Annotated in this window: 14 protein-coding genes; 4 read left to right on the top strand and 10 right to left on the bottom strand. The window is 53.5% G+C overall.

All coding sequences use genetic code 11. The features are described 5' to 3' along the window. Positions 1 to 4: 4 nt before the first annotated feature. The 7 genes from cdsA to rpsB all read right to left on the bottom strand — a co-directional run bounded on the left by cdsA (position 5) and on the right by rpsB (position 6649). The gene (cdsA, locus tag AC6I8R_RS04035) at positions 5 to 862 is read right to left on the bottom strand and encodes a phosphatidate cytidylyltransferase (protein ID WP_415174586.1); all 858 of its coding nucleotides are present in this window, start codon (positions 860 to 862) and stop codon (positions 5 to 7) included. An 18-nt stretch (positions 863 to 880) separates the two neighbouring features. Continuing rightward, positions 881 to 1633, bottom strand: a complete 753-nt coding sequence (gene ispU, locus AC6I8R_RS04030; RefSeq protein WP_021184665.1) for a (2E,6E)-farnesyl-diphosphate-specific ditrans,polycis-undecaprenyl-diphosphate synthase — start codon at positions 1631 to 1633, stop codon at positions 881 to 883. Positions 1634 to 1799: 166 nt separating this feature from the next. Continuing rightward, positions 1800 to 3002 carry a 1-deoxy-D-xylulose-5-phosphate reductoisomerase gene (ispC, locus tag AC6I8R_RS04025; RefSeq protein ID WP_021184666.1) on the bottom strand — a complete coding sequence of 401 codons (1203 nt, stop codon included), beginning with the start codon at positions 3000 to 3002 and terminating at the stop codon, positions 1800 to 1802. A gap of 258 nt (positions 3003 to 3260) precedes the next feature. Then, positions 3261 to 3818 carry a ribosome recycling factor gene (frr, locus tag AC6I8R_RS04020; protein WP_021184667.1) on the bottom strand — a complete coding sequence of 186 codons (558 nt, stop codon included), beginning with the start codon at positions 3816 to 3818 and terminating at the stop codon, positions 3261 to 3263. Positions 3819 to 4006: 188 nt separating this feature from the next. Further along, positions 4007 to 4732, bottom strand: a complete 726-nt coding sequence (gene pyrH, locus AC6I8R_RS04015) for a UMP kinase (protein WP_013507944.1) — start codon at positions 4730 to 4732, stop codon at positions 4007 to 4009. A 158-nt stretch (positions 4733 to 4890) separates the two neighbouring features. Continuing rightward, a complete protein-coding gene (gene tsf / locus AC6I8R_RS04010) occupies positions 4891 to 5742 on the bottom strand; it encodes a translation elongation factor Ts (RefSeq protein ID WP_021184668.1) in 852 nt (283 codons plus the stop codon). A gap of 181 nt (positions 5743 to 5923) precedes the next feature. Further along, positions 5924 to 6649 carry a 30S ribosomal protein S2 gene (gene rpsB / locus AC6I8R_RS04005; protein ID WP_013507942.1) on the bottom strand — a complete coding sequence of 242 codons (726 nt, stop codon included), beginning with the start codon at positions 6647 to 6649 and terminating at the stop codon, positions 5924 to 5926. 316 nt (positions 6650 to 6965) lie between these two features. On the opposite strand from rpsB, the gene map reads away from it, so the two are divergent. From map to AC6I8R_RS03985, 4 genes are all read left to right on the top strand, one after another. Then, positions 6966 to 7760, top strand: coding sequence for a type I methionyl aminopeptidase (gene map, locus AC6I8R_RS04000; protein ID WP_021184669.1), 795 nt, complete (start codon positions 6966 to 6968; stop codon positions 7758 to 7760). A 75-nt stretch (positions 7761 to 7835) separates the two neighbouring features. Next, positions 7836 to 10490: a bifunctional uridylyltransferase/uridylyl-removing protein GlnD gene (gene glnD / locus AC6I8R_RS03995; protein ID WP_497830662.1), complete on the top strand. Its 2655-nt coding sequence runs from the start codon at positions 7836 to 7838 to the stop codon at positions 10488 to 10490. 164 nt (positions 10491 to 10654) lie between these two features. Further along, on the top strand, positions 10655 to 11479 hold the full coding sequence (gene dapD / locus AC6I8R_RS03990; protein WP_013507939.1) for a 2,3,4,5-tetrahydropyridine-2,6-dicarboxylate N-succinyltransferase: 825 nt from the start codon (positions 10655 to 10657) through the stop codon (positions 11477 to 11479). Between the two features lie 274 nt (positions 11480 to 11753). Continuing rightward, a complete protein-coding gene (locus AC6I8R_RS03985; RefSeq protein ID WP_021184671.1) occupies positions 11754 to 12146 on the top strand; it encodes a DUF3461 family protein in 393 nt (130 codons plus the stop codon). Positions 12147 to 12173: 27 nt separating this feature from the next. Here AC6I8R_RS03985 and AC6I8R_RS03980 read toward each other — a convergent pair whose 3' ends face one another. From AC6I8R_RS03980 to degP, 3 genes are all read right to left on the bottom strand, one after another. After that, positions 12174 to 13430: an alginate lyase family protein gene (locus AC6I8R_RS03980; RefSeq protein ID WP_497831934.1), complete on the bottom strand. Its 1257-nt coding sequence runs from the start codon at positions 13428 to 13430 to the stop codon at positions 12174 to 12176. Continuing rightward, positions 13427 to 14587, bottom strand: coding sequence for a CdaR family transcriptional regulator (locus AC6I8R_RS03975; protein WP_208724836.1), 1161 nt, complete (start codon positions 14585 to 14587; stop codon positions 13427 to 13429). Before AC6I8R_RS03975 ends, AC6I8R_RS03980 begins: the two co-directional genes overlap by 4 nt. Before the next feature lie 248 nt (positions 14588 to 14835). After that, positions 14836 to 16275, bottom strand: coding sequence for a serine endoprotease DegP (degP, locus tag AC6I8R_RS03970; RefSeq protein ID WP_036626616.1), 1440 nt, complete (start codon positions 16273 to 16275; stop codon positions 14836 to 14838). Positions 16276 to 16379 lie beyond the last annotated feature (104 nt).

The following is a 16379-nucleotide window of genomic DNA, read 5'->3' as shown; positions in this document are numbered from 1 at the left end:
ATCCTCAGAGGGTGCGGAACACCAGCAGCAACAGGCAGGCAAAAACCGGCACCGCTGCTGTCAGGCTATCAATGCGATCGAGGATACCACCGTGGCCCGGAATTAAGTTACCACTGTCTTTGATACCGGCTTCACGTTTGAACATACTTTCCGTCAAATCACCCAGTACCGAAGCCAGTGCGGCAATGACGGCACAGATAACCAGCGTGGACGCGGCAATCGTTAGCGGTGCAAACAGGGCGAACAACCAGGCAATCAGCGCTGAAGAGAGCAACCCTCCCAAAAAGCCTTCCCAGGTTTTACCGGGAGACACTTTTGGTGCCAGTTTGTGTTTGCCAAACAACCGCCCAAACATGTAGGCACCGGAGTCGGCACCCCATACCAGAAACATCACGAAGAGTAGCCACCAGGCACCCGCGAAATGGTCGGTATCATAATGATACTGGCGCAGCGCCATCATACCCCAGAAGAAGGGGATAACAGTGAGTACGCCAAACAGGAGACGGAGCGGGCGAGAATGACGCCAGACCGCAGCAGAAGCGGGATAGAAAAGCACTAAAACCAACGCCACAATCCACCAAACCAGCGATGCCCACAAGGAGCTTTCCATCTGAAATTGATGTAAATCGCGTTGATAAGGTTGCAGGGTGAACAGCATCACGGCCAATAATAAACCGCAAAGCACAGCCAGCCAGATGCGTTGCTGGCGAGACGCCATGCCCGCCAGTTGCCCCCATTCCCAGGCGGCAAGCATGCAGATGATGATAGTTGTTATCGCAAAACCGGACAGTGGTAACCAGAACAGCGCAGCAATCACCAGCGGAATTAAAATCAACGCGGTAATTAAACGAGACTTCAGCAAAGGTTACCCCCAGGTTGCTCAGGCGCCGCCTGGTGCAGCGCCGCCATAGCGACGCTCCCGCAGAGAGAAAGCATTCAGTGCACCTTCAAAAACGTGTTCATCAAAATCAGGCCAGAGAACATCGGTAAACCAGAACTCAGCATAGGCAATCTGCCACAGCAGGAAGTTGCTAATCCGATGCTCTCCCCCGGTCCTTATCACTAAATCCACCGGCGCCAGCTCGTTCATACAAAGATACGGAGCCAGGCTCTCTTCGGTTATCTGGTCAGGACGTAACAGACCTTCCTGAACCTGTTCGGCCAGTTTTCTGGCACCCTGGATAATATCCCAACGGCCACCGTAGTTAGCAGCAATGTTGAGAGTCAGTCCATTATTTTGCTGAGTCAGTTCCTCGGCGCGACGAATGCGTTCCTGGATACGGGAATTGAAACGACTGATATCGCCAATAACACGCAAACGTACATTGTGTTTGTGCAGGCTTTTGACCTCACTGTCGAGCGCCCAGACAAACAGTTCCATTAAGGCCGTCACTTCCTGAACCGGTCGGCTCCAGTTTTCACTGCTGAACGCATAAAGCGTGAGCGCTTCCAGCTTATGGCTGACCGCAAAGCTGACGGCCCGGCGTACTGATTTTACCCCGGCTTTGTGGCCTGAAATACGCAGTTTGCCCTGATTTTTTGCCCAGCGACCATTACCATCCATAATGATGGCTACGTGACGCGGCGTACAATCAGCCCGGTCATCGAATGTGTTGTGATTGTTGGACGACATAACGCGTAATAATTCCTTTAATCAGAAATGCTGTGGTTTCTGAATACATTGCGCCTGCGGCAAGTACCAACCTCAAGGTCAGCTGGCATCAAAATAACACCAGGCCGAAAAACGCGAGCGAGCGACTATACCATTTTCACCCTGAGCTAACAAATAGCGCGGACAATCAACCTGCTATACGCAAGCGTGGCAACATTTCATTGGCACACACCCGCGCTAACCGATCGATCTCCATCACTGCTTCAACGCTGTCGGGCTCACCGCAGCTCAGCGACGCCAACACTTCGCTGTTTAACGCAGCGATATCGGTAAAGCGGATCTGATGCTGCAGGAATGCGGCCACCGCCACTTCGTTCGCTGCATTTAGCGTTGTCGTAGCGGCCTGGCCAGTGGCACAGGCGTCAATTGCCAGCTTCAGGCAGGGATAGCGCGCGTAATCCGGCTCAGAAAAGGTCAGCGCTTTCATTCGGGTGAAATCGAGCGGCGTGACGCCGGCAGGAATACGTGCTGGCCATGCCATGCTGTGGGCAATCGGGGTTCGCATATCCGGCGATCCCAGTTGCGCCAGCACGCTACCATCGCAATAACGCACCATCGAATGGATTACCGACTGCGGATGCAGGATAACCTCCATCTGCGCATCAGTGGCGTTAAATAGCCAGCGGGCTTCAATGTATTCAAGACCTTTATTCATCATGGTGGCCGAATCAACGGAGATTTTACGCCCCATTGACCAGTTCGGATGCGCACAAGCCTGATCGGGTGACATACCGGCCAAATCGGTTAATGGCGTGTCACGAAAAGGACCACCTGATCCCGTGAGAATAATCGACTCGATGCCGTTATCCCGCAGATCAGCGTACCCCAACTGATGCTGTATGGAAGCCGGTAAACTCTGAAAAATGGCGTTGTGCTCGCTATCGACCGGTAGCAACTGGGCCTGATGGCGCTGAACCGCCTCCATAAACAGACGGCCGCATGTGACAAGCGATTCTTTATTGGCCAGCAGGACAGTTTTTCCGGCACGGATGGCCGCCAGCGTCGGAAGCAAACCTGATGCGCCGACAATCGCCGCCATCACCTGATCAACTTCATCAAGCGCAGCCAGTTCACAGGCCGCCTGAACGCCGGAGAGCACTTCGGTGTTGATGTTGAGTGCTCTCAGTCGCTCACGCAGCGCTTGTGCCGAGGCTTCATCCGCCATCGCCGCATAACGAGGCTGAAACTGCTGACATTGCTCGGCCATCATGGCCACATTCTGACCGGCAACCAAGGCTGTTACCTGATATTGCTCAGGATTTTCCCGTACTACCGCCAGTGTACTGGTGCCAATCGAGCCAGTGGAACCCAGCAGAGTTAATCGCTTCATGACGCTTTCCGTGTGTACTCAGAGGAAGGGGACAGATAATTTCCCACTTCTTCAGGACCAAAATAAAACGCCGCAAGACAGCGCATTCACGAAGAATACCTCTCTTGACGGCGTTTATACCCGTCATACTTCAAATTGCAGATGCGTTGGCTGCGCTCGTTCACCCCAGTCACTTACTGATGTAAGCTCCTGGGAATTCATTCCCTTACCGCCAACCTGCAATCCGAATTATTTCGGGTATATAAGATAATGATGGAATCAGAATTCCATCAGTTCCTTTTCTTTCTCGGCCAGTGCCGCATCAACGTTTTTGATACGCACATCGGTCATTTTCTGCACATCGTCCTGCGCGCGACGCTCGTCGTCTTCGCTGATTTCTTTGTCTTTCAGCAGCGCTTTGATCTTGTCGTTCGCGTCACGACGTACGTTACGGACAGACACACGGCCCTGCTCCGCTTCACCGCGAACAATTTTGATCAGGTCTTTACGACGCTCTTCGGTCAGCGGTGGCAGCGGAACACGAATGTCGCTACCGGCAGAGCTTGGGTTCAGACCCAAATCAGATGCCATGATCGCTTTCTCAACTGCCGGACCCATAGAACGATCGAAGACGTTGATTTTCAGCGTGCGCGAATCTTCTACTGTAACACTGGCCAGCTGACGCAGGGGCGTCGGCGTGCCGTAATATTCAACAACAATGCCGTCGAGCAGAGAGGGTGAAGCGCGACCAGTGCGCACTTTGCTGATAGTGTTTTTGAATGCTTCCACGCATTTGTCCATGCGCGTTTCAGCATCTTTTTTAATTTCGTTAATCACGTTGAAACCCTTGGATTCGGTTTGACCTGGCCATTTCCGGGCTAACCGGAAGCGGTATCGATAATCATCGATCATCCTGATACCCTAAATAATTCGAGTTCCCTATCGGGCACGGATTATTCAGGGCATAGCGCAGCGCCCAAGCGCCGCGCCAACAGAATATACCCTATTTTATCTTGCGTCGGGTATTAATGCGTAATCAGGGTGCCTTCTTTTTCACCCATCACGACACGACGCAGAGCGCCAGGTTTGTTCATATTGAAGACGCGGATCGGCAGTTGATGGTCGCGTGCCAGCGTAAAGGCCGCCAGATCCATCACTTTCAGCTCTTTATCCAACACTTCGGCATACGTCAGCTGTTCATAGAGCGTGGCATCCGGGTTCTTCACCGGATCGGCGGAGTAAACGCCATCCACTTTAGTGGCTTTCAGTACCACATCAGCTTCGATTTCAATACCACGCAGACAGGCGGCAGAGTCGGTTGTAAAGAACGGGTTGCCAGTACCGGCAGAGAAGATAACCACGCGGTTATTACGCAGCAGGCTGATTGCTTCTGCCCAGCTGTAGTTATCACAAACGCCGTTCAGCGGGATCGCTGACATCAGGCGCGCATTGACATAAGCACGGTGCAACGCATCACGCATCGCCAGGCCGTTCATCACGGTAGCCAGCATCCCCATATGGTCACCGACCACACGGTTCATACCTGCCTGCGCCAGGCCTGCGCCACGGAACAGGTTACCGCCACCAATAACCACACCCACCTGGATACCCAGCTCAACCAGCTCTTTCACCTCTTGCGCCATGCGGTCAAGCACACTCGCGTCAATACCAAAACCTTCAGCACCTTGCAGTGCTTCGCCACTCAGTTTTAGCAGGATACGTTGATATACAGGTTTTGCGTTGGTCGCCATGGTCAATTCTTCCTGGAAGATATGATGAAAAGGAGAAGTTAAATCTGATCAATCATCCGCTTAGCGAGAGAGAAAAGCTATTGGGAAGTGACTGAAAATAGGCCCGCAGCAAAATGCAGGCAAAAAAGAACCGCCTTTTGGCGGTTCTTTCGGACCAGTTAAGACTGTTTGGACATCGCAGCAACTTCTGCTGCAAAGTCAGTCTCAACTTTCTCGATGCCTTCGCCCACTTCGAAGCGGATGAAGTTAATGACATCAGCGCCTTTCTCTTTCAGCGCCTGACCAACGGTTTTGCTCGGGTCAATAACGAAAGCCTGACCAGTCAGAGAAACTTCGCCGGTGAATTTCTTCATACGGCCTTCAACCATTTTCTCTGCGATTTCTTTCGGCTTACCAGACTGCATCGCGATGTCCAGCTGAACCTGGTACTCTTTCGCTACCACGTCTTCAGACACATCTTCCGGCTTCACGAATTCCGGCTTGCTTGCTGCAATGTGCATTGCAACCTGCTTGATCAACTCTTCGTCAGCGCCTTTGGTAGAAACCAGAACGCCGATACGTGCGCCGTGCAGGTAGTTACCCAGCTCAGCACCTTCCAGAATAGCAACACGACGGATGTTGATGTTCTCACCGATTTTCGCAACCAGTGCCACGCGCTCTTCTTCGAACTGTGCTTTCAGAACTTCAACGTCGGTCACTTTGCCAGCGGCAGCAGCGTCGATCACTTTGTCAGCAAATGCCTGGAAACCAGCATCTTTTGCGACGAAGTCGGTCTGGCAGTTAACTTCCAGGATCACACCGAAACCGTCAACGATCTTGGTTTTGATCACGCCGTCAGCAGCCACGTTACCCGCTTTTTTCGCTGCTTTGATTGCGCCAGACTTACGCATGTTTTCGATGGCCAGTTCGATATCGCCATTCGCTTCAGTCAGCGCTTTTTTGCAGTCCATCATGCCAGCGGCAGTACGCTCGCGCAGTTCTTTTACCAGTGCAGCGGTAATTTCAGCCATTCCAGAATCCTCGATTCGTTTCTCAGTGCTTGCACACTGCCAGAAACTTGTTGCGGAAAATTTACTCTGCCCCGCTCGCCTTAATGGAAGCGTGACAGACTTGGATATAATAAAGGGGCCGTGCGGCCCCCTTAACAGATTACATCTGATGTCTAAGGGCTCTGTGAAAGAGCAGACCTTATCAGGCGTTCTCTAAAGACGCGTCTTCAGCTTGCTCAGCCAGATCCTGAGAACGGCCTTCGCGCACGGTAGTGGCAACGGCAGTCAGGTACAGGCTTACAGCACGGATTGCATCGTCGTTACCCGGGATAACGAAATCAACGCCGTCCGGATCAGAGTTGGTATCAACGATAGCAAATACCGGAATACCCAGGTTGTTTGCTTCTTTGATTGCAATGTGCTCGTGGTCAGCATCAACAACGAACAGTGCGTCCGGCAAACCGCCCATATCTTTGATACCGCCCAGGCTGTTTTCCAGCTTGGCCAGTTCACGAGCGCGCATCAGCGCTTCTTTTTTGGTCAGTTTGTCGAAAGTACCGTCCTGAGACTGAGTTTCCAGATCTTTCAGGCGTTTGATGGACTGACGAACGGTTTTCCAGTTGGTCAGCATGCCACCCAACCAGCGGTGGTTTACGAAGAACTGGTCGCAGCTCAGTGCAGACTCTTTTACCGCTTCGGCAGCAGCGCGCTTAGTACCGACGAACAGGATCTTACCTTTACGGGAAGAAATTTTGTTCAGCTCAGCCAGGGCTTCGTTGAACATCGGTACAGTTTTCTCAAGGTTGATGATGTGAACTTTGTTACGCGCACCGAAGATGAACGGCTTCATTTTCGGGTTCCAGTAACGGGTCTGGTGACCGAAGTGAACACCAGCCTTGAGCATGTCGCGCATGGAAACAGTTGCCATGATTACCTCTAAAGTTTGATTGGGGTTGGGCCTCCATGTATCCCATACAACCGACCTCTTACAAGGCACCCCGGCGTACGTGTCGATACATGTGTGTTTTAGTACACATAATGAGATTTATGCGTTTCCTGTTCGCCCAGGGGGCTGACAGAGAATCGTCGGCGCGCTTTATACCACAATGCGCAGGAATACGCCAATAGTCGTTAACAGAAAATGGCTTGAGACTTCCCGATTTGGCAGCCCAAATGCCTGCTGCTAACATGACTGCACAGAACTCAATTATTGTCGAAATTTTCGACAGCCGCGGATTAATTTAATGGCTATTTCAATAAAAACTCCTGAAGAAATCGAAAAAATGCGTGTTGCCGGTCGCCTGGCAGCTGAAGTGTTGGAAATGATTGCACCGCATGTGGTGCCCGGTATCTCCACCGGCGAACTGGATCGTCTTTGCCACGAACATATCACCAACAAACAGCAGGCAATCTCCGCGTGCCTCGGCTACCACGGATTCCCGAAATCGGTGTGTATCTCCATCAATGAAGTGGTCTGCCACGGTATCCCGAGCGACGATCGTCTGCTGAAAGATGGCGATGTCGTCAACATTGATGTCACGGTGATCAAAGATGACTATCACGGCGACACCTCAAAAATGTTCATCGTCGGCAAGCCGACCATTCAGGGCGAGCGCCTGTGTCGCGTCACCCAGGAAAGCCTGTATCTGGCCCTGCGTCTGGTGAAACCCGGCATCCGCCTGCGTGAACTGGGACGTGCGATTCAGAAGTATGTTGAAGCACAGGATTTCTCTGTGGTGCGCGAATATTGCGGCCACGGCATTGGCAAAGGTTTCCACGAAGAGCCGCAGGTGTTGCATTACGATGCCGATGACGGCGGCGTGGTGTTGCAGGCCGGCATGACCTTTACCGTCGAGCCGATGGTCAACGCCGGTGATTACCGCATCCGCACCATGAAGGATGGCTGGACCGTGAAAACCAAAGATCGCAGCTTGTCCGCGCAGTACGAGCATACTATTGTGGTGACGGAGAACGGCTGTGAGATTCTGACGCTACGTGAAGACGACACCATCCCAGCGGTGCTGGAAAACGTCGCGTAAATCTCTTCCCAACAGTACCAGGCCGACCTTGAGTCGGCTTTTTTATGTCAATGGCGCGAAGAAGAGACGATGTCGATGAGTGGTAGCGTGACCGAAGCAGTACACAAAGGCCTGACCGATTCCCCAGCCGACTGGCCTGATGAAGCCCTGACCCGCGAGAAACTCAAACTCTATCTCGAACAATTTCAGCAGCATATGGGGACGGCGTTTGATGCCGGTACCGATGTCGAATCCCTGATTGATGCGCGTACCCTGTTTATTGATCGGCTGCTGCGCCGCTTATGGCGCTTCTTTGGCTTTGATCAGATGAAAGAGATCGCCCTGCTGGCGGTGGGCGGGTATGGCCGTGGCGAACTGCATCCGCTGTCGGACATTGATGTGCTGATCCTGAGCCGCCGCCCGCTGGACGAGCATGCCGCACAACGCACCAGTGAGTTGCTCACGCTGATGTGGGATCTCAAGCTCGAAGTCGGCCACAGCGTGCGTACGCTCGAGGAGTGTCTGCTGGAGGGGCTGTCGGATTTGACCGTCGCCACCAACCTGATTGAATCGCGCATGCTGACCGGCGACGTCGCATTATTTCTTGAGCTGCAAAAAAACATCTTTAGCGATGGTTTCTGGCCATCATCACGCTTCTTCGCCGCCAAAATTGAAGAGCAGCAAGAGCGCCATAAACGCTACCACGGCACCAGCTACAACCTCGAGCCGGATATCAAAAGCAGCCCCGGCGGTCTGCGGGATATTCATACGCTGCAATGGGTGGCTCGCCGCCACTTTGGTGCCACCACCCTTGATGAAATGGTTGGCTTTGGCTTTCTCACTGAAGCCGAGCGTAATGAACTTAATGAATGTCAGGAGTTTCTCTGGCGCATCCGCTTCGCGTTGCATCTGACGCTGACGCGTTACGATAACCGCCTGTTGTTTGATCGCCAGCTGAATGTGGCGCAGCGTCTCAACTATCTCGGCGAAGGTAACGAGCCGGTTGAGCGCATGATGAAAGATTTTTACCGGGTCACGCGCCGCATTGGCGAGTTAAATCAGATGCTGCTGCAACTGTTTGATGAGGCGATCCTCGGCCTTTCCGCCACCGAAAAGCCGCGTAACATCGATGACGACTTCCAACTGCGTGGCGAGTTGATCGACCTGCGTGATCCCACGTTATTTGAACGTGAGCCTCAGGCGATTATGCGTATGTTTTACGTGATGGTACGCAACGAAAACATCAAAGGCATTTACTCCACCACCTTACGTCAGCTGCGTTTCGCCCGCCGCCATCTCAAACAACCGTTGTGCCAGATCGCCGAGGCGCGTCAGACCTTCATGGCGATTCTGCGCCATCCCGGCGCGGTGAGCCGTGCGTTGGTGCCGATGCATCGTCACAGCGTGCTTTGGGCTTATACGCCGCTGTGGGGCAATATCGTCGGTCAGATGCAGTTTGACCTGTTCCATGCTTACACGGTGGATGAACATACCATCCGCGTGTTGCAGAAACTGGAGAGCTTTGCTGACGAAGCGACACGTCCGATGCACCCGCTGTGCGTAGAACTCTGGCCGCGTCTGCCACAGCCGGAACTGCTGCTGATGGCGGCGCTGTTGCATGACATCGCCAAAGGGCGTGGCGGCGATCACTCGATTTTAGGTGCGCAGGATGCCCTCGATTTCGCTGAATTACATGGTCTGAACTCACGGGAAACGCAGTTGGTTGCCTGGCTGGTGCGTCATCACCTGCTGATGTCGGTCACCGCCCAGCGCCGCGATATTCAGGATCCTACCGTCATTCAGCAATTCGCAGAGGTAATGCAGAACGAAAACCGCCTGCGCTACCTGGTGTGCTTAACGGTATCAGACATCTGCGCCACCAACGAAAGCTTGTGGAACAGCTGGAAGCAGAGCCTGCTGCGCGAACTGTTCTTCGCCACGGAAAAACAGCTGCGTCGCGGCATGGAAAACAGCCCGGATCTGCGCGAGCGTGTCCGTCATCATCGCTTGCAGGCGCTGGCGCTGCTGCGAATGGAGAACCTCGACGAAGAGCGACTGCAACATATCTGGAGCCGCTGCCGTTCCGACTATTTCCTGCGCCACACCCCTAATCAGCTGGCATGGCATGCGCGACATCTGATCAACCACGATTTGAGCAAACCGCTGGTGCTGGTCAGCCCGCAGGCAACGCGCGGCGGAACTGAGATTTTTATCTGGAGTCCCGATCGTCCATATCTGTTTGCTGCTGTGGCGGGTGAACTCGATCGCCGCAATCTCAGCGTGCATGACGCGCAGATCTTTACCAGCCGTGACGGTATGGCAATGGATACCTTTATTGTGCTGGAGCCGGATGGCAGCCCGTTGGCATCCGATCGTCACCCGATGATCATTCAGGCGCTGGAGCAGGCGATCACCCAAACACAATGGGTGCCGCCGCGCGTGCGCCGTCAGTCATCGCGACTGAAGCACTTCAGCGTGGAAACCGAAGTCAACTTCCTGCCCACGCATACCGATCGCCGCAGCTATCTGGAATTGATCGCCCTCGATCAGCCAGGCCTGCTGGCGCGCGTCGGTGAAGTTTTTGCAGATTTAGGTGTCTCGCTTCATGGCGCACGTATCAGTACAATTGGCGAACGGGTTGAGGATCTTTTCATCCTCGCGAACAGCGAGCGCCGAGCGCTTGATGCCGAAATGCGCAATGTATTGCAACAACGGTTGACAGAGGCCCTTAATCCAAACGATAAAGTGTGACCGCAATCGATTTATTATCGCGTGCTTGCACGAATTTGTAGCGGCGCGATTTATCGCGCTGTTCTCAGGCATTTTCAGGTTTGGATAAACCTGCGCGATAAATCGCGCCGCTACGGAATCTGCCTTAAACAATCAATTTAGTATGACAGAATCAGGAATTAATCATGCAACAGTTACAGAGCGTTATTGAATCTGCCTTTGAGCGCCGCGCCGATATCACGCCAACCAGCGTGGACAGCGTCACTCGTGAAGCCATCAACCAGGTCATCGGTCTGCTGGACAGCGGTGAACTGCGCGTATCGGAAAAGATCAACGGTGAGTGGGTAACGCATCAGTGGCTGAAGAAAGCAGTTCTGCTGTCGTTCCGCATCAATGACAACCAGGTAATGGAAGGCGCAGAAACCCGTTTCTACGACAAAGTCCCGATGAAATTCGCCAACTGGGACGAAGCGCGCTTCAAGAAAGAAGGTTTCCGCGTTGTTCCTCCGGCAGCTGTGCGTCAGGGCGCATTTATCGCCCGCAATACCGTGCTGATGCCTTCTTACGTGAACATCGGTGCTTACGTTGACGAAGGTTCAATGGTTGATACCTGGGCAACCGTAGGTTCCTGCGCGCAGATCGGTAAAAACGTTCACCTGTCTGGTGGCGTCGGCATCGGCGGTGTTCTGGAGCCGCTCCAGGCTAACCCGACCATCATCGAAGACAACTGCTTTATCGGTGCGCGTTCAGAAATCGTTGAAGGCGTAATCGTGGAAGAAGGTTCCGTGATTTCAATGGGCGTCTACATCGGCCAGAGCACCAAAATCTATGACCGCGAAACTGGCGAAGTGCATTACGGTCGCGTACCGGCTGGCTCAGTCGTAGTTTCAGGCAACTTGCCTTCTAAAGATGGCAGCTACAGCCTGTACTGCGCGGTCATCGTGAAGAAAGTTGATGCGAAAACCCGTGGCAAAGTCGGTATTAACGAGCTGCTGCGCACCATCGACTAAGGCGAATTTGCCTTAAATTAACTAATCCGACGGGTCTGTAATCAGGCCCGTAATTTTTTCTTTACACTGCCTGCCAAACAACCTGTTTCTCACCGCGAATTAACAAGTGCGTTTATTTTTCAAACAGGTCATAATCCGCGCCAGTTAACTCAGGCCGCGCGATATTCATCCCGATTTTTGTCTACAGTTGATTAAGCTGGTTGCTGCGTTTTAGCCGCATCCCGAATGATGATAGTCCTGCGCGCTCCCCCCACTTTTGATGGAATATAAAGCTATGTATGACAACCTGAAAAGCTTAGGTATCAGCACCCCTGAAGACATTGACCGTTACAGCCTGCGTCAGGAAGCCAATAACGACATCCTGAAAATCTATTTCCGCAAAGATAAAGGTGAGTTCTTCGCGAAAAGCGTGAAGTTCAAATACCCACGTCAGCGCAAAACCGTGGTTGCCGACCACAGCAGCCAGGGTTACAAAGAAGTTCAGGAAATCAGCCCTAACCTGCGTTATGTGATTGATGAGCTGGATCAGATTTGCCAGCGTGATCAGGTTGAAGTCGATCTGAAACGCAAAATCCTGGCCGATCTGCGTCATCTGGAAAACGTGGTGTCTAATAAGATCGCTGAGATTGAATCCGACCTCGATAAACTGACTCGCAACGGTCGTTAATTTCGCCTCACGCTTTTCTCAGGCCAGCTATTGCTGGCCTTTTTTCTGCCCATAAGGCAACGAAATCAACCAGGTATCACGCTGCGCCTGCTCTACAGCCCCGCGCGCTGAACCGCTAAAGGCGGTCCAGTCAGTGCGGGCGATGGCGGATTCCCAGCGCGTTTGGTGCAAACTGTTATCCGCCAACGACAACAAAGGAATGATCCTCTGGCTGACACGATCGCGGTTTTTCCACGGCCAGGGTTTAACCGGATCGCTATAAGGGGCGAGCGCCGCCAACGCGGCGAGTAACGATCCGCCCTGTGCGTTCTGATAATGCCAGAGATCACCGTTGCCACTTTTCTGTGCCAACTGCGCGAGGGCGGTCAGCGCCTGCAAATTAAAATAGCTGTAATGAAAAGATCGGGTGCGCGCCAGTTCATAGGGTTGGCTGCCATCGGCCCGGATCTGTTGATCAATTTTTCCACGCGCCAGGGTCACCATCGCCCGCACCGCAGCATTATCCCCAAGATACCAGGCGATGCCCGCCAGCTGGGTACAGTACCAGCTACCGTGATTATTGGGCGCTGCCGCTTCCTGTTGTGCGAGCGGGCTATGCTGTAACCAATGCAGATAGTCGCGAAACCAGCGTTCTACCCCCTGCTGATCGGCCGCTTGCCAACCTGGAGAGGTTCTCAGTAACTGCAAGGCATCCACTACTCGGGTCGCAAAATAGCGCCCGTCGAGCACCCCGGTATGACGCCCATCCGCTATCCCAGGGACACCCTGCGCAAAGTTAAGGTTGGGATTCATTCGACTGGCAGGATCGATAAACCAGTGGCGCACCAGCGACTGTGCTTTATCGGCATAACGCTGCTCACCGGAGAAGTACCAGGCAAGCGTCAGTGCCTGCACATCAGCGCTAAAGCGTGCCAACCGGACACCATCGCTCTGATCATTTTTGCTGGCTGGATTCACCATACCGTCGCGTCGCAGCCACGGCAGGCCAGCGGGTTGTGACGCGTCTGGCCACCAATAGGCGCTCAGACTGAGATAGTCATGCTTCGAACCGCCTGGCGGTAACAGCCCTTTATCAATGACGCTGGGATCAGGATGCTTCAACGCCTGTTGCGCTTCCCGCTGTAATTGTTGCCACGCCGCCAGCGTTGGCGACGCAGCCCGGTGCTGCGCCAGTTGTTGCTTAACCTGCTGTAAATCACTCAGCGAGAGAAAAGCCAGCTCAGTCGCCTGGCTAAAACCGCTACATACCCATAGCGCGAACGCCAGTATCCCAGCCCGTTTCATCCGCCCTGCTCATCAAGTTGCAATGCCACGTACAATAACAGGCGATCGTCAAAGTTGCCGAGATTCAACCCGGTGAGTTCCGAGATACGATTCAGACGATATTCCAGCGTATTACGATGGATAAACAGCGCACGCGCCGTAGCGCTGGGTTGTACGTTATGGCTGAACCAGGCGATTAAGGTACGCCGCAGCAAACCATTGCTATCCATATTTTTCAGTTTCGCCAGCGGTCGGGCCAGCTCATTGGCCTGCCAGCCACCGCGTAAGCTATCGAGCAGTACCGGCAACACCAAATCCTGATAGAAATAGCTGCGTTGTTCCGGCATACGCTGTTTGCCGACCATCATGGTGGTACGGGCGGTACGATAGGAACGTGCGATGCTGCCGGGACCGGTAAAATAGTTCCCCAGCGCAATACGCATGCGCAGATGCCCGCTCTCTTTCATACGTTGTAATAACTGCTCAACCCGACGCCGATGATCGTCCTGATCATAGCGACCATGCGCATTCAGTGCCGGTTTCAGTACCACCATTTCGGTGAGCGAGACAATGGCAATCAGGTTATCGCGCTCGGGGGTAGTCAGCAGCGTTTGCAGTTGCTGCAATTCCGACATGGCGCTATCGACACCAAGTTGCCCGCTGTCCACCTCGACCACCGCAACCACACGCGGTTGATTAAGATCGATACCCAGCCGTTGCGCCCATTCGCTCAACGCCGGTGACAGGGTTTCGCTGCGTACCAGGTTGAGAACCAACTCCTCGCGCAGGCGGCTATCCTGCGCCAGCATATGCAGCAGCCGTGCCTGTTCCAGCATCATCTCTGCGGTCATGCAAACCAGTTCACCGTAATGCCGTAACGCTACGGGTTGCCCGGTCAGACCGATTACACCTACGATTTCACCATCAATACGCAGCGGCAAGTTAATCCCCGGGCGTACACCATGCAGATGCTTAGCCACCGCTTCATCGATGTCTACAACCCTGCCCTGCGACAGTACCAGCAGCGCACCTTCGTGCAATTCGCCAATACGCTCGCGGTCGCCACTGCCAATGATGCGGCCACGGGCATCCATCACGTTGACATTGCTGTCAATAATTTTCATGGTGCGGGCAACAATGTCCTGAGCCAGTCGCGCATCAAGATGATAGGTGGCCATTAATCACTCCAGATAAAAGGAACTGCCGACAGAATACGCGCCCGCTTAACGGCTGGCATTGTGCAACTGCACATAGCCGGATAGAGATTGCGGGAATTGCGGGGGAGGTCACATCTGTGATGCTTGTGGCGGCACGATTTATCGTGCGAATTTTGGCACCAGGTGCAAAACCGCGCGTTAAATCGCGTCGTTACATTTTCTGCATAAAAAAGGCGGACCGAAGTCCGCCTTTGCTTAGCTACAAGAGATTACTGCATCAGCAGGTACAGGCTGTTGTCGCCGCGCTGGACATTCAACGCCAGTACCGAAGGTTTGGTGTCGAGGATCTTGCGCAGTTCGCCCAGATTCGCCACCGACTGCTGGTTCACACCGAGAATCACATCGCCTTTTTTCAGGCCGATCCGCGCCGCGGCACTGCCCGGTTTCACGCTATCAACTCGCACGCCTTTCTGGCCGTTGCTGTCGACATTACTCAGATCTGCACCTTCAATGCCGGTATAGATCGTAGCGGACTGTACTTTATCCTGAGTGCTCTGCTGCAACTCCACAGTGACGCTTACTGGTTTGCCGTCACGCAGCAGACCGAGTTGCAGCTTAGTGCCAACCGGCAGTGAACCGACTTCAGCACGCAGTGCTGAGAAGCTGGTCAGCGGTTTGCCATTCATCGACACCACCACATCACCGGCTTTAATGCCCGCTTTCGCGGCAGCGGAATTCGGCAGAACCTGGCTTACAAAGGCACCACGCTGCGCATCGACTTTCATCGCTTTCGCCAGCTCGGAGTTCAGCTCGGTACCCATGATCCCCAGCTCACCGCGTTTCACCTGGCCATACTCGACCATCTGCGCACTGAGGTTTTTCACCATATTACTCGGGATGGCAAAACCAATACCGATGTTACCGCCGTCCGGAGCCAGGATCGCGGTGTTGATACCAATCAGTTCACCGTTAAGGTTCACCAACGCACCACCCGAGTTACCACGGTTGATCGCAGCATCGGTCTGGATAAAGTTTTCATAGTTCTCAACGTTCAGGCCGCTGCGACCCAGTGCTGAAACGATACCCGAAGTCACGGTTTCGCCCAGACCATAGGGGTTACCGATCGCTACGGTGTAATCGCCCACGCGCAGGTTATCTGAATCGGCAATCTTAATCGCCGTCAGGTTTTTCGCATCTTTCAGCTGGATCAGCGCAATATCCGACTGCGGATCTTTACCAATGACTTTCGCATCATAACGGCGTCCGTCACTCAACTGCACCTGGATTTTTGTCGCATTTTCAACCACATGGTTGTTAGTCACCACGTAGCCTTTATCAGCATTGATCACCACGCCAGAACCCAACGCGCGGAATTTCTCCTGCTGAGTGTTATCACCGCCGCCGCTGTTATCACCACCACCCCCCTGGCACATCGGTGAGCTTTGGAACGGCGAACCGTCCTGGCAGAACGGTGAGTTATCACCAAAGAACTGCTGGAATTGCTGCGACATACGCGGCGTCTTCACCGTGGTGCTCCCTTCCACGCTGATACTCACCACGGAAGGCATCACTTTTTCCAGCATCGGTGCCAGGCTGGGCAGCTGTTGGCTGGAGGAAGAAGCTGTCTCCGCCGCGAAAACACTGACAGGGCTTAACGCCATGCCAAGACTAAGTGCCAGTGCACTTAACATTAATGTGCTTTTTTTCATTCATCTGTGTCTCATATAAGATTTACGTCCGGACCATTGCTGTGGTCGTGATGATGAGATTAAATTGTAAGCGCGAAGTTCCTGATAAAGTTTTGGGTAAAAGT

The sequence above is a fragment of the Pantoea sp. X-Soil-OKNW-713 genome, assembly GCF_059730685.1.
Note: the sequence above shows the minus strand (reverse complement) of the source record. Positions and strands in the feature narration are given on the sequence as shown.

What these genes read in the sequence shown, in the direction of transcription:
- ispU (WP_021184665.1), bottom strand. Translation starts at nt 1,633, where the DNA reads ATGTCGTCCAACAATCACAACACATTCGATGACCGGGCTGATTGTACG.
- ispC (WP_021184666.1), bottom strand. Translation starts at nt 3,002, where the DNA reads ATGAAGCGATTAACTCTGCTGGGTTCCACTGGCTCGATTGGCACCAGT.
- pyrH (WP_013507944.1), bottom strand. Translation starts at nt 4,732, where the DNA reads ATGGCGACCAACGCAAAACCTGTATATCAACGTATCCTGCTAAAACTG.
- tsf (WP_021184668.1), bottom strand. Translation starts at nt 5,742, where the DNA reads ATGGCTGAAATTACCGCTGCACTGGTAAAAGAACTGCGCGAGCGTACT.
- rpsB (WP_013507942.1), bottom strand. Translation starts at nt 6,649, where the DNA reads ATGGCAACTGTTTCCATGCGCGACATGCTCAAGGCTGGTGTTCACTTC.
- map (WP_021184669.1), top strand. Translation starts at nt 6,966, where the DNA reads ATGGCTATTTCAATAAAAACTCCTGAAGAAATCGAAAAAATGCGTGTT.
- glnD (WP_497830662.1), top strand. Translation starts at nt 7,836, where the DNA reads ATGAGTGGTAGCGTGACCGAAGCAGTACACAAAGGCCTGACCGATTCC.
- dapD (WP_013507939.1), top strand. Translation starts at nt 10,655, where the DNA reads ATGCAACAGTTACAGAGCGTTATTGAATCTGCCTTTGAGCGCCGCGCC.
- AC6I8R_RS03985 (WP_021184671.1), top strand. Translation starts at nt 11,754, where the DNA reads ATGTATGACAACCTGAAAAGCTTAGGTATCAGCACCCCTGAAGACATT.
- AC6I8R_RS03980 (WP_497831934.1), bottom strand. Translation starts at nt 13,430, where the DNA reads ATGAAACGGGCTGGGATACTGGCGTTCGCGCTATGGGTATGTAGCGGT.
- AC6I8R_RS03975 (WP_208724836.1), bottom strand. Translation starts at nt 14,587, where the DNA reads ATGGCCACCTATCATCTTGATGCGCGACTGGCTCAGGACATTGTTGCC.
- degP (WP_036626616.1), bottom strand. Translation starts at nt 16,275, where the DNA reads ATGAAAAAAAGCACATTAATGTTAAGTGCACTGGCACTTAGTCTTGGC.